The 14354-nt window shown below is 65.8% G+C and carries 15 protein-coding genes; 9 read left to right on the top strand and 6 right to left on the bottom strand.

Going from position 1 to position 14354, the window contains the following annotated elements:
- Positions 1-14: 14 nt before the first annotated feature.
- Together argJ and ACWAT4_RS03005 are read left to right on the top strand one after the other, a co-directional pair.
- Positions 15-1256 carry a bifunctional glutamate N-acetyltransferase/amino-acid acetyltransferase ArgJ gene (gene argJ, locus ACWAT4_RS03010; RefSeq protein ID WP_212303562.1) on the top strand — a complete coding sequence of 414 codons (1242 nt, stop codon included), beginning with the start codon at positions 15-17 and terminating at the stop codon, positions 1254-1256.
- 3 nt (positions 1257-1259) lie between these two features.
- On the top strand, positions 1260-1670 hold the full coding sequence (locus ACWAT4_RS03005) for a (deoxy)nucleoside triphosphate pyrophosphohydrolase (RefSeq protein WP_212303563.1): 411 nt from the start codon (positions 1260-1262) through the stop codon (positions 1668-1670).
- Between the two features lie 169 nt (positions 1671-1839).
- Here the strand turns inward: ACWAT4_RS03005 and ACWAT4_RS03000 are convergent, their stop codons facing one another.
- A complete protein-coding gene (locus ACWAT4_RS03000; protein WP_449729773.1) occupies positions 1840-2733 on the bottom strand; it encodes a methyltransferase domain-containing protein in 894 nt (297 codons plus the stop codon).
- 19 nt (positions 2734-2752) lie between these two features.
- Here ACWAT4_RS03000 and ACWAT4_RS02995 point away from each other — a divergent pair, with 19 nt between their 5' ends.
- From ACWAT4_RS02995 to ACWAT4_RS02980, 4 genes are read left to right on the top strand one after another with little or no spacing between them, the layout of a single operon-like run.
- On the top strand, positions 2753-3550 hold the full coding sequence (locus tag ACWAT4_RS02995; protein ID WP_212303567.1) for a ComF family protein: 798 nt from the start codon (positions 2753-2755) through the stop codon (positions 3548-3550).
- A 47-nt stretch (positions 3551-3597) separates the two neighbouring features.
- The gene (grxC, locus tag ACWAT4_RS02990) at positions 3598-3873 is read left to right on the top strand and encodes a glutaredoxin 3 (protein WP_212303568.1); all 276 of its coding nucleotides are present in this window, start codon (positions 3598-3600) and stop codon (positions 3871-3873) included.
- On the top strand, positions 3870-4760 hold the full coding sequence (locus ACWAT4_RS02985) for a carbon-nitrogen hydrolase family protein (protein ID WP_212303569.1): 891 nt from the start codon (positions 3870-3872) through the stop codon (positions 4758-4760). The genes grxC and ACWAT4_RS02985 overlap by 4 nt, the downstream gene beginning before the upstream one ends.
- Complete coding sequence (locus tag ACWAT4_RS02980; RefSeq protein ID WP_449729772.1) at positions 4757-5239, top strand: DUF1178 family protein; 483 nt, start codon at positions 4757-4759, stop codon at positions 5237-5239. Before ACWAT4_RS02985 ends, ACWAT4_RS02980 begins: the two co-directional genes overlap by 4 nt.
- 85 nt (positions 5240-5324) lie before the next feature.
- Here the strand turns inward: ACWAT4_RS02980 and ACWAT4_RS02975 are convergent, their stop codons facing one another.
- The 3 genes from ACWAT4_RS02975 to ACWAT4_RS02965 all read right to left on the bottom strand — a co-directional run bounded on the left by ACWAT4_RS02975 (position 5325) and on the right by ACWAT4_RS02965 (position 7764).
- The gene (locus ACWAT4_RS02975) at positions 5325-6224 is read right to left on the bottom strand and encodes an EamA family transporter (RefSeq protein WP_212427828.1); all 900 of its coding nucleotides are present in this window, start codon (positions 6222-6224) and stop codon (positions 5325-5327) included.
- Between the two features lie 284 nt (positions 6225-6508).
- Positions 6509-7282, bottom strand: a complete 774-nt coding sequence (gene ubiG, locus ACWAT4_RS02970; RefSeq protein ID WP_212303572.1) for a bifunctional 2-polyprenyl-6-hydroxyphenol methylase/3-demethylubiquinol 3-O-methyltransferase UbiG — start codon at positions 7280-7282, stop codon at positions 6509-6511.
- 14 nt (positions 7283-7296) lie between these two features.
- Positions 7297-7764 carry a PH domain-containing protein gene (locus ACWAT4_RS02965; protein ID WP_212303573.1) on the bottom strand — a complete coding sequence of 156 codons (468 nt, stop codon included), beginning with the start codon at positions 7762-7764 and terminating at the stop codon, positions 7297-7299.
- A 149-nt stretch (positions 7765-7913) separates the two neighbouring features.
- Here ACWAT4_RS02965 and ACWAT4_RS02960 point away from each other — a divergent pair, with 149 nt between their 5' ends.
- From ACWAT4_RS02960 to prfA, 3 genes are all read left to right on the top strand, one after another.
- Positions 7914-9170: an aspartate kinase gene (locus ACWAT4_RS02960; protein ID WP_212303574.1), complete on the top strand. Its 1257-nt coding sequence runs from the start codon at positions 7914-7916 to the stop codon at positions 9168-9170.
- Positions 9171-9522: 352 nt separating this feature from the next.
- Positions 9523-11790 carry a phosphoenolpyruvate--protein phosphotransferase gene (gene ptsP / locus ACWAT4_RS02955; protein ID WP_212303575.1) on the top strand — a complete coding sequence of 756 codons (2268 nt, stop codon included), beginning with the start codon at positions 9523-9525 and terminating at the stop codon, positions 11788-11790.
- A gap of 57 nt (positions 11791-11847) precedes the next feature.
- A complete protein-coding gene (gene prfA / locus ACWAT4_RS02950; protein ID WP_212303576.1) occupies positions 11848-12933 on the top strand; it encodes a peptide chain release factor 1 in 1086 nt (361 codons plus the stop codon).
- Between the two features lie 3 nt (positions 12934-12936).
- Here prfA and ACWAT4_RS02945 read toward each other — a convergent pair whose 3' ends face one another.
- Both ACWAT4_RS02945 and ACWAT4_RS02940 read right to left on the bottom strand, forming a co-directional pair.
- Positions 12937-13407, bottom strand: coding sequence for a MarR family winged helix-turn-helix transcriptional regulator (locus ACWAT4_RS02945; protein WP_449729771.1), 471 nt, complete (start codon positions 13405-13407; stop codon positions 12937-12939).
- 123 nt (positions 13408-13530) lie between these two features.
- Entirely contained in the window at positions 13531-14148 is a 618-nt protein-coding gene (locus ACWAT4_RS02940) for a hypothetical protein (protein WP_449729770.1), read from the bottom strand.
- Between the last annotated feature and the right edge of the window lie 206 nt (positions 14149-14354).

Here is a 14354-nt window from a genome sequence, read left to right as displayed (position 1 = left end):
CAAGGCGCCCCGCGATGTCCTCCTCCGTCTCTCCCCTCGCTCCCAAAAACGTTCCCGACATGCCCGTGATCGCGGGCGTCCGTCTCGCGACGGCCGAGGCCGGCATCCGCTACAAGAACCGCACCGACGTGCTGCTGGCGATCATGGACAAGGGCACCGCGGTCGCCGGCGTCTTCACCAAGTCGAAGTGCCCATCCGCGCCGGTGGAATGGTGCCGCGCCAAGTTGAAGGGCGGCAAAGCCCGCGCGCTGGTGGTCAATTCGGGCAATGCCAATGCCTTCACCGGCAAGACCGGCCGCAGCTCCACCGCGCTGACCGCGAAGATCGCGGCCAAGGCCGTCGGCTGCAGCGAGAGCGAGATCTTCCTGGCCTCGACCGGCGTGATCGGCGAACCGCTGGATGCCACCAAGTTCGACGGCGTGCTCGGCCGCCTCGCCGAGACTGCCGAGCCCGGCGACTACCTGGCCGCCGCCAAGGCGATCATGACCACCGACACCTTCCCCAAGGTCGCGACCGCGACCGTGAAGCTCGGCAAGGCCAGGGTCACCATCAACGGCATGGCCAAGGGCGCCGGCATGATCGCCCCCGACATGGCGACGATGCTGTCCTTCATTTTCACCGACGCGCCGATCGCGCCCGCCGCGCTGCAGGCGCTGCTCAAGGCCGGCGTCGAGGACACGTTCAACGCGGTCACCATCGATGGCGACACCTCGACCTCGGACACGCTGCTGGCTTTCGCGACGGGCGCCGCCGCCGAGCACGGCGCACCGAAGATCAGCCGCGCCAGCGATCCGCGCCTGAAGGCCTTCACCAAGGCGTTCAACCAGATCCTCGCCAATCTCTCCGAGCAGGTCGCCCGCGACGGCGAAGGCGCGCGCAAGCTGGTCGAGATCACCGTCGAGGGCGCCAAGACCAAGGCCTCCGCACGCAAGATCGCGATGTCGATTGCGAACTCGCCGCTGGTGAAGACTGCCATCGCCGGCGAAGACGCCAATTGGGGCCGCGTGGTGATGGCGGTCGGCAAGGCCGGCGAGCCGGCCGATCGCGACAAGCTCTCGATCTCCTTCAACGGCATCCGCGTCGCCAAGAACGGCGCGCGCGATCCGTCCTATGACGAGGCGCAGGTGTCGGAAGCGATGAAGGCGCCGGAGATCGCGATCAAGGTCGCGCTCGGCCTCGGCAAGGGCCGCGACCGCGTGCTGACCTGCGACCTCACCAAGGAATATGTCGCGATCAATGGGGATTATCGGTCCTAGGACATGGCCGGCCTGAAGCTGACATTGGTGGTGGCATGCGCGCTGGTCGACGCCGACAAGCGCGTCCTGATCGCGCAACGCCCGGCGGGCAAGACGCTCGCCGGCCTCTGGGAATTTCCCGGCGGCAAGTGTGAGCCCGGTGAGCGGCCGGAGCAGAGCCTGATCCGCGAGCTCCACGAGGAGCTCGGCATCACCGTCGCCGAACCGTGCCTGGCGCCGCTGACCTTTGCGAGCTACGGCTATGAGACCTTTCATCTGTTGATGCCGCTCTACATCTGCCGGCGCTGGGAAGGGATCGTCGAAGCCCGCGAAGGCCAGACCCTGGCCTGGGTCCGCGCCAACAAGCTACGCGACTATCCGATGCCGCCGGCGGACATTCCGCTGATCCCGCATTTGATTGATTTACTGATGTGAGACCGAGACAGTCGTTACGCCCTCGGCGTCATGCCCGGGCTTGTCCGGCTTGTCCCGGGCATCCACGATCTACGTGCTGAACTGAAAGACGTGGATGGCCGGGTCATAGGCGAGCGGAAGCGACGCCGTCCTTCAGACGGCTATGCCCGGCCATGACGAAGGAGAGAGCCTACGTCTCTCCCGCCTTCTTCACCGCTTCCGCCAGGCTCGCTTTCGCCGAACCCGGCTTCAGCGGCTGCTGCTGGCTTGCATGCGGCGCCCAGCCCGAGAGCCAGATGATGTCGAACGTCGCGCGGATGCGGCCGTCGGCATCGGCAAACCGCTCGGCATAGATTTCGGCCATGCGCAGCAGCGTCGCGCGCCGGCTCGGCGTGCGGCGCCGCTCGATCAGCACATTGGCCGCGCCCATGCGGCGGAGATCCTGCATCAGGGCGAACGCGTTGCCATAGCGCACCACCACGCGATCGACGTCGGTGACCGGCAGCGCAAAACCCGCCCGCTGCAACAGCGCGCCGACGTCGCGCAAATCGGCGAACGGCGCCACGCGGGGCGACACGCCGCCCTCGCATTCGGCTTCCGCCGCGGCAAAGGCCTGGCGCAGCTCGGTGAGGCTGTCGCCGCCGATCATCGCGGCGAGCAGCAGACCATCAGGCCTCAGTGCACGGCGAATCTGCGCGAGCACGCCCGGAAGATCGTTGACGAATTGCAACGCCAGCGCCGAGACGACGAGATCGAGACTGTCCGCAGCGAAGGGCAATGTCTCCGAGCCCGCCGTATCGAGCGCAATCCGCTGGATGGAGGGCAACCGCGCGCGCAGTCCTGCGAGCCCCTCACCCGGGGTCCAGAGATCGGCCGGCGCATGAAATTCGCGCATCACCGCGGCCAGCCGGTCGGACATGTCCTCGGCGGCCCGGTCGAGCAGGAAAGCGACCGGCCCCTGCGCCTGGGCACGGTGCTGCCGAACGTGCAGCAAGGCGCGATCGAATAAAGCGGGCGGGGTCGCCGGGTTCTGAGCCATGCCGCTGGTTACGCCGATCGCGACGGTTCTGGCAATCCGCCGCATGCGGCGCTAGCCTCCTCTCATGGACGCTGACGCCGCCCCTTCCCGTTCCATCACCGTGCCCTTGCGAGCCGCTTGGACGGTCGGCCGTCACGTGCTCATGCGGGTGGCACGACTTGCGCTCGACGTTGCGCTGCCGACGTTGTGCGTGTCCTGCCGCGAGCCGGTCGACGGTGAGGGCGTGTGCGCGGGGTGCTGGGCAAAGCTGTCGTTCATCGAGCGGCCCTATTGTCCGCGGCTCGGCATCCCCTTTGTCTATGATCCCGGCCCCGACATGCTGTCGATGGAGGCGATTGCGAGCCCGCCGGCTTACCAGCGGGCACGCGCGGCGGTCCGCTATGACGACGTCGCGCGCACGCTGGTGCATGCGCTGAAATACCAGGACCGCACGGATCTGGCGCCCGCCATGGGTCGCTGGATGGCACGCGCGGGCAGCGAGCTGCTCGCGGGCGCCGACATGCTGGTGCCGGTGCCCCTGCATTGGCAGCGGGCCTGGCGCCGCCGCTACAACCAGTCCGGCGCATTGGCGCGCATCATCGAACGGCACAGCGCGGTGAAGGTCCGCGGCGAGGTGCTGCGCCGGGTGCGTGCCACCGAGCAGCAGATTGGCCTGTCGCGAGCCCAGCGCGCCACCAATGTGCAGGGCGCATTCCAGGTATCCCCCGACCGTCAGGCCGAGGTCCATGGCCGGCGCATCGTCCTGGTCGATGATGTCCTGACATCGGGTGCGACCCTGGACGCCTGCGCGCGCGCTCTGCTGCGCGCCAAGGCGGCCCAGGTCGACGTGCTGGTCTTTGCCCGGGTTGTCGAGACCCGCTAAACTCCCATATAATTCAATAAATTCATGACATGAGAGCGCTGGACGCCATGACCGCTGCTGTCGAGATCTTTACCAGGCCGGGATGCGGCTATTGTTCCGCTGCCAGGTCGCTTCTGACCCGCAAGAAGGCGGCCTTCACGGAATTCGACGTCGCCAAGAACCCGTCCTGGCGCGAGGAGATGTACGACCGGGCCGGCCAGGGTTCGACCTTTCCGCAGATCTGGATCGGCGGAACCCATGTCGGCGGCTGCGACGACCTCTACGCCCTCGACCGCGAAGGCAAGCTCGACGGGTTGCTCGAAAGCGTCAAGGCGGTCTCATGAGCCAGAATCAAGCTCAAGACAGGACCTTTACCGCCGCCATGGTGCAGATGCGCACCGGCTTGATGCCCGAGCCGAGCCTTGCGCAGGCCACGAAACTGATCCGGGAGGCGGCTGCCAAGGGCGCCGACTACGTGCAGACGCCCGAGGTCAGCAACATGATGCAGCTGAACCGCAAGGCGTTGTTCGAGCACCTGCAGAGCGAGGAGGATGACGCCTCGCTGAAGGCGTATCGCGCGCTCGCAGCCGAATTGAAGATCCACATCCATGTCGGCTCGCTGGCGCTGCGCTTCTCGCCGGAAAAGGCGGTCAACCGCTCCTTCCTGATCGGGCCCGAGGGCGACGTGCTCGCGAGCTACGACAAGATCCACATGTTCGACATCGAGCTGCCGGACGGCGAGAGCTATCGTGAATCCGCCAATTACCAGCCGGGCGAAACCGCGGTGATCTCCGACCTGCCCTGGGGCCGCGTCGGTCTGACGATCTGCTACGACGTGCGCTTCCCCGCGCTGTACCGCGCGCTCGCCGAAAGCGGCGCCTCTTTCATCACCGTGCCGTCCGCCTTCACCCGCAAAACCGGCGAAGCGCATTGGCACATCCTGCTGCGCTCGCGCGCGATCGAGACCGGCTGCTTCATCTTCGCAGCGGCCCAGGCAGGCACCCACGAGAACAAGCGCGAGACCTACGGTCACTCGCTGATCATCGATCCCTGGGGCGAGATCCTCGCCGAGGGCGATGTCGAGCCCGGCATCATCATGGCCAAGATCGATCCGGCCAAGGTCGAGACCGCACGCCGCGCGATCCCGTCACTCCAGCACGGCCGCCGCTTCGGCGTCTCCGATCCCAAGGCCGGGCCGGATCATCTGCACCTGGTACGGGGATCGGCATGATCCGCTACGCGCTGCATTGCGACCGCAAGCATGAGTTCGAGAGCTGGTTCCAGAGCTCGGCTGCCTACGATTCGCAGGTGAAGCGGAAGCTGGTGACCTGCCCGATCTGCGGCTCGGCCAAGGTCGACAAGGCGATCATGGCGCCGCGCATCGTCGGCAAGAAGGGCCGCGGCCGTGCCACACCGCCGCCGGAGCCGGCGACGACCACCGTCCCCGAGACCGCGCCGTCGGGGCCGACCTCGCTGATGATGGCGCAGGAGCGCGAGCTGCGCGCCAAGCTGAAAGAGCTGCGCGACCACATCGTGAAGAACGCCGACAACGTCGGCGAGCGCTTTGCGAATGAAGCTCGTGCGATGCACTACGGCGACAAGGAACACCGCCCGATCTACGGCGAGGCCTCACCGGATGAGGCGAAATCGCTGATCGACGAAGGCATCGAGGTGTCGCCGCTGCCGACACTGCCGGAAGATCGGAATTGAGGCTTTCTCGTCGTTCCGGGGCGCGCAAGGCGCGAACCCGGAACCTCGAGATTCCGGGTACGCCCTTCGGGCGCCCCGCAGTAAGCTACACGCCCACCAGCAACGCGACGCCGACCACGATCAGCACGATGCCAAAAATCTCGCGCGGCGCGATCGGCTGCTTGAACGAGTAGTACGCCACGCCTTGCGCGAACAGCACCTCGATCAACGCGAGCGTGCGGACATTCGCGGCGGCTGTCAGGGCAAACGCCAGAAACCAGAACTGCGAGGCGAAGGCGCCCATGAAGCCGGCGAGCAGCGACGGCTTCCATAATCCCAGAATCGACCGCAGCACCTTCGGCGCACGCCAAAGCAGATAGATCGTCAGGATCAGCGTCTGTACGAACAGGCCAAGTACCAGCGTGAACGAGGCCGCCGTCACGAAGGACACGTTCGGCACGTTGATGATCGCGCCGCGAAATCCGACCGCCGACAGCGCGAACGCCGCGGCCGCGACGAGGCCGGTGATGGTGGGCTTCAACTCGGCAAAACTCTTCTCGCCGCCAGGACGAAGCGCAGTGATCACGACGCCGACGGTCGCGGTCACGATCGCCAGCACCTTCAGCCATGTCAGGTGATCGCCGAGGAAGACGAAGCCGAAGATCGCAGTCTGGATCGCCTCGGTCTTCAGATAGGCCGTCGTCACCACGAAGGAGCGGTCGTTCATGGCCAGCAGCATCAGGCCGGTCCCGACGATCTGGCTGAGCGCGCCCAGCAGCAGCCACGGCCAGAACACGGTCGGCGGCATGCCGAGACGATCGCCGGTCGCGACCACCACCAGCCCCAGGAACAGCAGCGAGAAGGGGAAGCCGAACAGGAAGCGGATATTGGTCGCGCCCCAGGTCCCCAGCGGCTTGGTCAGCGACCGCTGCATCGCGTTGCGCGCGACCTGGCCGAGCGCAGCGATGACGGTGAAGGGAATCCAGAGGCTAGTGACGGTGAACATGGGGGTGGGGCTAATGCAGGAATGGTGGAGCCAACCTGCAAGCTGAGGCCCACGCGGTCAACCACACCGATGTCATGGGAGCGATGCCCGCGCCACAAACTCCGCCGTCGTCCTGGACAAGCGAAGCGCAGATCCAGGACCCATTACCTCAGGGAGCAGTTTGGCGAAGGCTCGTGGTTGGCAGTCCGCACAATAACTGCTCGTTGGGGTAATGGGTCCTGGCTTTCGCCAGGACGACACCTTTGGTGGTGATGCAGCTGAGCCCTAACAAGCTCGCACTCCCCTCACACCATCCCTTCCGCCACCACCATGTAGTTCACGTCCATGTCCGACGAGAGCGTCCATTTGTCGGCGAAGGGTGCGTAGACGACGCCGGTCTGCTCTGTGATGACGAGGCGGTTGTCGAGGAGGTATTTGGTCAGTTCGTCGGGAGTGACGAACTTGTTCCACTCGTGGGTGCCGCGCGGCAGCCAGCGCAGGACGTATTCGGCACCGACGATGGCGAGCGCAAAACTCTTCCAGTTTCTGTTCAGCGTCGAGACCACCATCAGGCCGTTCGGCTTCAGCATCGAGGCGCAGCGCTTCAGGAAGACGCCGACGTCGACGACATGCTCGACCACCTCCATCGCCAGCACGACATCAAAACGTTCGCGCGGGTCGATCTCCTCCACCGTGGTGCAGCGGTAGTCGATCGCAAGATGGCTCTTGTCGGCATGCAGCTTCGCTGCCGCTATGTTGCTGGCCGAGGGATCGACGCCGATGACCTGCGCGCCCAGCCGCGACAGCGGCTCGCACAGGAGGCCGGCGCCGCAGCCGATGTCGAGCACGCGCAGGCCACCGAGACAGTTGAGGCTGCGCACATTGCGCTCGAACTTGCGGCAGGCGGCATCGCGGATATAGCCAAGCCGCAGCGGATTGATCCGGTGCAGCGGGGCCATCTTGCCCTTGGGATCCCACCACTCGGCCGAGAGCTTTGAGAATTTCGCGATCTCGGCGGCGTCGACGGTCGAGCCCGGCTGGGCGGCGGCAGTGGCGGAAGTATCTTGCTGCATGCTCATGGTTGCGCGCGGTCCTACCGCGTGGTGATCGAACTACGGAAAGCGAGTGGGGAGGCGATGGTCTTGATCGTCTCGATGCCCTCGCCGACGCCACGAATCGTCACGTCGCCATAGTTGAGAATTCGTCCAAGAATGGTCTGATCGACGTCGACGCTCTCGACCTTGTCCAGCGCCATCTCGAAGGTGCGGCGCTTGATGAACCCGGTCTTGTGGACAACCCGGAGATTCGTGACGTCGGTCTCGGTGGTGAAGCGATGGAACCAGCCCTTCAGGGTCCAGTACAGGGCGGCCAGCGCCACCAGGCCGGAGCCGAACAGGGACAGGATCATGACGCTGTAGATATCGGACTGACGGGAGACCCCGAACAGGGCGATGGCCGCGATCCAGGCCAGAATGGCCGGGAAATAGAAGATCCAGTGCGCATTGGTCGAATACAGAACCCGCTCGCCCGGTTGCAGGATCTCGTCAATATAGCGCGCCATAACCTCTGATAACCCATTGCCCGGATTGGCCCCGCAGGAACCCGCTTGCCCCCGGCCCCGCCCCTCTGTATACGCGCGGTCGGTATCCCCTGGCATCCGTCCAGCGCGGGTCACCATACTGATCCTTATGAAGGAATGCACGCGTCGTCATGAGCCGCCTCGTGATGAAATTCGGCGGCACGTCCGTCGCCAACATCGAACGTATCCGCAACGTCGCACGCCATGTGAAGCGTGAGGTCGACGCCGGCCATGAAGTGGCCGTGGTCGTCTCGGCGATGTCGGGCAAGACCAACGAGCTGGTGGCCTGGTGCACCGAGGCCTCGCCGATGCATGACGCGCGCGAATACGACGCCGTCGTCGCCTCCGGCGAACAGGTCACTTCGGGCCTGTTGGCCATCGTGCTCCAGGGCATGGGTATCCAGGCCCGCTCCTGGCAGGGTTGGCAGATCCCGATCAAGACCAGCGATGCCCATGCCTCGGCCCGGATCGAGGACATCGACGGCAGCGAGATCATCGCCCGTTTCAAGGATCGCAAGGAAGTTGCGGTCATCGCCGGCTTCCAGGGCATCGACCCGAAGACCAACCGCATCACCACGCTCGGCCGGGGTGGCTCCGACACCTCGGCCGTGGCGGTCGCCGCCGCCGTCAAGGCCGACCGTTGCGACATCTACACCGACGTCGATGGCGTCTACACCACCGACCCGCGAATCGTGCCGAAGGCCAAGAGGCTCGACAAGATCGCATTCGAAGACATGCTGGAACTGGCTTCCCAGGGCGCCAAGGTGCTCCAGGTGCGCTCGGTGGAACTCGGCATGGTCCACAACATGCCGATCTTCGTCCGCTCGAGCTTCGACAAGCCCGAGGATATCGACCCGCATGCCAACCAGCCGCCCGGCACGCTGATCTGCGGCGAGGAGGAGATCATGGAAAACCACGTCGTCACCGGCATCGCCTTTTCGAAGGACGAGGCCCAGATCTCGGTGCGCCAGATCGAGGACAAGCCCGGCGTGGCGGCGTCGATCTTCGGCCCGCTCGCGGATGCCAATATCAACGTCGACATGATCGTCCAGAACGTTTCCGAGGACGGCAAGACCACCGACCTGACCTTCACGGTGCCGGCGGCCGACTACAACCGCGCCAAGGACACGATTACCGCCGCCAAGGCCAAGATCGGCTATGCCCGGCTTGATACCGCTACCGACGTCGCCAAGATCTCGGTGATCGGCAGCGGCATGCGCAGCCATGCCGGCGTCGCCGCCCAGGCGTTTTCGGCGCTCGCCGGACGGAATATCAACATCCGAGCCATCACAACCTCCGAGATCAAGTTCTCGGTTTTGATCGACACCGCCTATACCGAGCTTGCGGTGCGCACCCTGCACACGCTCTACGGCCTCGATCAGGCCTGAAGTGCGCCCCGTCGCGCTTCAGATTGTCGTTTGAGCATGGTCTTTCCGGAAAACCGCTTTGCACTTTTCCGGACCATGCCTGGACTAATTTTCTCTTAGCGGTCGCAGCAAACGCGAAGGTGTACACACCTTCGCGTTTGGCAGGCGTTTTGCTTGGCAAAACAAGCCTCAATTCGCTATACGGCGAACAGGGTGGGCTGCCGCAGACTGTGTTCCCAGTTCAGGCCGCTGATTCGGTGCAAGCGAAGGTTTGCACCTGCGCCGGACAAACAATTTGGTTGTTTTTCTGGAATTTTGGGCCAGCCGCCGGCCGATACCGCCGGGCCGGGCAGACGGAGGAGATTGACGGTTCATGCGGAGCGCGTCGGGAGGTCCCCGCGTCTTGTTGAGACGGCTCCGCGAAACCATGGCGGAGCAGGTCTCGGCCCAGGAGCGGCTGGACAAGATCGTGGTGCTGATCGCCGCCAACATGGTGGCCGAGGTGTGCTCGGTCTATGTGCTGCGCATCGACAACACCCTCGAGCTCTACGCCACCGAAGGCCTCAACCGCGAGGCCGTGCACCATACCGTGCTGAGCGCCCATGAGGGCCTGGTCGGCCTCGTCGCCAGCGAGGCGACGCCGCTCAACCTGAACGACGCCCAAAGCCATCCGGCCTTCTCGTTCCGCCCCGAGACCGGCGAAGAGATCTATCACTCCTTCCTCGGCGTGCCGATCCTGCGTGCCGGTAACACGCTCGGCGTGCTGGTGGTGCAGAACCGCGCCAAGCGCACCTATGTCGAGGAAGAGCTCGAGGCGCTGCAGACCACGGCCATGGTGCTGGCGGAGCTGATTGCCTCCGGCGAATTGTCCGCGCTGGCGCAGCCCGGCCTGGAGCCGGCTGCGCGCCATTCCACGCAGAAGGCCGGCGCCATCCTCTCGGAAGGCATCGCGCTCGGTCATGTCGTGCTGCACGAGCCGCGCGTCGTCATCAAGGACTACATCGCCGAGGACCTACCGAAGGAGATCAAGCGGCTCGACGCGGCACTCGCCAAGCTGCGCTCGGATCTCGACCGCATGCTGGAGCGCGGCGACGTCGCCGAGGGCGGCGAGCATCGCGACGTGCTGGAAGCCTACCGCATGTTCGCCAACGACCAGGGCTGGTCGCACAAGCTGCACGAAGCGGTCGCCACGGGCCTTACGGCGGAAGCCGCGGTCGAACGCGTCCAGTCCGACACCCGCGCCCGCATGCTGCGCGTGACCGATCCTTATTTGCGCGACCGGCTGCACGATCTCGAGGATCTCGGCTACCGCCTGATGCGGCAGCTGGTCGGCCAGGACCACGCGCCCTCGCGCGAGCAAATGCCCGACAACGCCATCGTCATCGCGCGCGCGATGGGCCCGGCGGCGCTGCTCGATTACGACCGCAAGCGCCTGCGCGGCATCGTGCTGGAGGAAGGCACCGCCAACTCCCACGTCTCGATCGTGGCGCGCGCGCTCGGCATTCCCGCCGTCGGCGAGGTGCCGAACGCGCCAGGGATCGCCGACCCCGGCGACGCCATCATCGTCGACGGCACGTCGGGATCGATCTATGTGCGCCCGTCGCAGGAGATCGAGGCGGCCTATGCCGAGCGGGTGCGTTTCCGCGCCCGCCGCCAGGCGCAATACCTGGCGCTGCGTGACCGGCCCTGTGTCACCAAGGACGGCGAGAAGGTCGAGCTCTTGATCAATGCGGGCCTCGCCATCGACCTGCCCCACATCGACGACACCGGCAGCGCCGGCATCGGCCTGTTCCGCACCGAGCTGCAATTCATGGTCGGCCAGAGCCTGCCGCGCACCAGCGATCAGCTCGCGCTCTACCGCGCCGTGCTGGATGCTGCGGGCAGCAAGCCCGTGACCTTCCGCACCCTCGACATCGGCGGCGACAAGGCGCTGCCTTATATGGAGACGGTGATCGAGGAAAACCCCGCGCTCGGCTGGCGCGCGATCCGGCTCGGGCTCGATCGTCCCGGCCTGCTGCGCGGCCAGATCCGCGCACTGCTGCGCGCCGGCGGCGGCCGCGCGCTGCGCATCATGTTCCCGATGATCTCGGAAGTCGCCGAGTTCGACGCCGCCAAGGCGCTGGTCGAGCGCGAGCTCACTTATCTGCGCCAGCATGGCCACACGCTGCCGGAACGCATCGACATCGGCACCATGGTCGAGGTGCCGGCGCTGCTCTATCAACTCGACGAGCTCTTGAGGAAGGTCGACTTCATCTCGGTCGGCTCCAACGACCTGTTCCAGTTCCTGTTCGCGGTCGACCGCGGCAATGCCAAGGTCTCCGAGCGCTTCGACACCATGTCGACGCCGATCCTGCGGGCCCTGCGCGACATCGCGCAAAAGACGCAGGCCGCCAAGAAATCGCTGTCGCTCTGCGGCGAGATGGCCTCGAAGCCGATCGGCGCGCTGGCGCTGCTCGCGATGGGCTATCGCTCGCTGTCGCTGTCGGCGACCGCGCTCGGCCCGGTCAAGGCGATGGTGATCGACCTCGACGTCAAGAAGGCCGCAGCGATGCTCGGGCCGCTGCTGGACGCACCGACCGGCAGCGTCTCGATCCGGCAAAAGCTGACGGAATTCGCCGAGGCCGAAGGCCTGGCGTTGTAGCGGGCCTGCTGCCCGTCGCCGCCGCCTCGCTTCCCTCCGCCTTTTGAGACCAAACCGATGTCGTCACTCCCTGAAGCCAAACTGGACGTCCTGCTCGCGCATCACGCCTCGCTCGAAGCCGAATCGCTCGGACAGCTCTCCTCCGAGCGCTATGTGCAGGTCACGCGCGAGCTCGCCGAGATCACCCCGCTGATCGAGGCGGTGAAGACTTACCGGTCAGCAGTCAAAGAGCTCGCCGACACCGAGGCGCTGATCGCGGATGCCGCGACCGATGCCGAGATGCGCAGCATGGCGGAAGCCGAGCGCGACGAGCTCAATCCGAAGATCGAGGACCTGGTTCAGAAGATCCGCGTTGCGCTGCTGCCCAAGGACGCCATGGACGACCGCAACGTCGTGCTGGAAATCCGCGCCGGTACCGGCGGCGACGAGGCCTCGCTGTTCGCTGGCGATCTGTTCCGGATGTACGAGCGCTTTGCCGCCTTGCAGGGCTGGAAGGTCGAGGTAATCTCGGCGAGCGAGGGCACCGTCGGCGGCTTCAAGGAAATCATCGCGGAGGTGCAGGGCCGCGGCGCGTTCTCCAAGCTGAAATTCGAATCCGGCGTACACCGGGTCCAGCGGGTGCCCGACACCGAAACCCAGGGGCGCATCCACACTTCGGCGGCGACTGTCGCAGTGCTGCCCGAGGTCGAGGACGTCGACGTCGAGATCAAGAACGAGGACCTGCGCATCGAGACCATGCGCGCACAGGGCGCAGGCGGCCAGCACGTCAACAAGACGGAATCGGCGATCCGCATCACCCACATTCCGACCGGGATCGTGGTGATGATGCAGGACAGCCGCTCGCAGCATAAGAACCGCGCCTCCGCCATGAACATCCTGCGCTCGCGCATCTACGACGCCGAGCGGCAGCGCGTCGACGCCGCGCGCTCGGCCGAGCGCAAGGAGAAGGTCGGCTCCGGCGACCGCTCTGAGCGCATCCGCACCTATAATTTTCCGCAAGGCCGCGTCACCGACCACCGCATCAACCTGACACTCTACAAGCTGCCGCAGGTGATCGCCGGCGAAGCACTCGGCGAATTGACCGATGCGCTGACCACCGAGCACCAGGCCGCACAGCTCGCGGCGCAGGGCGCGGCGGCCTGAGCCTCAACGCTTTTTGGCCCGAAACGATCGCAGGATCTTGGCCAGGGCCGGCGCGGCGGCGCTCAATTCGTCCAGATGCATGCGCGAGAGCGAGCGCAGCTTCTGCTCGCCCTTCGCCGTCAGCTTGACGAGGACACGCCGCGCGTCTTCCGGATCGGCTTCCCGAACGATCAGCTTCAGCTTCGCCATGCGATCCACCAGCTCAACGGCGGTGTGGTGACGGATCAGAAGAAAGCTCGCGATATCGCCGACGCTGGCGCCGTTGGGATCGGCCAAGCCCTTGATCGCCAGCAGCGCCTGATGCTGCTGCGGCGTCAATCCGGCGCTTTGGGCCGCCGTCTCGCTGAAGGCCAGGAAGGTTCGGAGCTGATAGCGGAATTGCGCAAGCGCGGTGTAGTCAGCCTCGCGCATCGCGCCGCCCTTGGGGGGCACCGCGGATGCCGTGCGTGCTGTTTTCCGCTTTGTCTCGGTCATTCCCTGCCTGCGAGGTCGCGCCCGCCGGCGGCGCGGGCAGGTCCGAGACTAGCAAGGAAGGCGGCATGGAACCAACCGGGCGGACGCTGCGGATGCACAAATATCGGCGCCTTCGCCGGCGGCCTATTCGAAGCTCGACAGCAGGATCTTGACCAGAATGACCTGAAACGCGATCGGGATGCGAACACTCTTCCGCCGGATCGAGCGCTGCAGCGCGCCAGCGATCTCCGCACCGGTCAGGCCGCCTGCCGATGCGTTGGCAATCAGCTCCGCCCACATCTGCGACAACGAGCCGCCGGGCGGAATCGCCGGCTTGATGGTGACGCCGCAGCCCTGCGCCCAATCGACGATCTCCCGCATCGTGTGTGGCCCGCAATTGCGCGCGGTCGCAAGGCGCTCGGCCGTCAGCGCACGCAGCAGCTCGCGCGAAGGTGACCAATTCCCCTTCGGCGGCTGCTCGCCGGTGAGTTCGACCGCCAGCTCCTTCAGAACATTCTGGGCCCGCACGCTCAAACGCTTCATCGGCGCCGGTGCGCGCTTCGCATGATCGGCGCCGATCGCCGGCCCCCGCTCGCCGGAGGCGCGATTGCGCGGCTCGGGCGTGCGGGAAGCATCGCCGGGCTGCGGCGCCGCGCGCTGGTCGTTGGTCTCTGCCGCGGACCAAGCGGCCTCCTGCCGCTCCGCCTCCTGCGGCCAGGATTGTCGCTTCGGGGTACCCGCCACCGTCGTCTGCCGCGCCATTTCCCTCGCCGAACCCGCCATACTCGTACTCACAAAGACTAATATATATCGTCATCCGATATGTTTTCGCGACATAATTTTCGTCGTTCGACCAAAGGCGAAATTGACAGAAGGCCTTCACAAGCAATGCATACGTCCAAGAGCTACACGCGGATGTGACGTGCCCGGGGCGGGCGGGCCTTCGAGGCCGGACTGCCGCCGGACAA

It is taken from the genome of Bradyrhizobium sp. T-1, assembly GCF_053592855.1.
The sequence above is the reverse complement of the archived record's forward strand: the minus strand, read 5'-3'. Positions and strand labels throughout refer to the sequence as shown.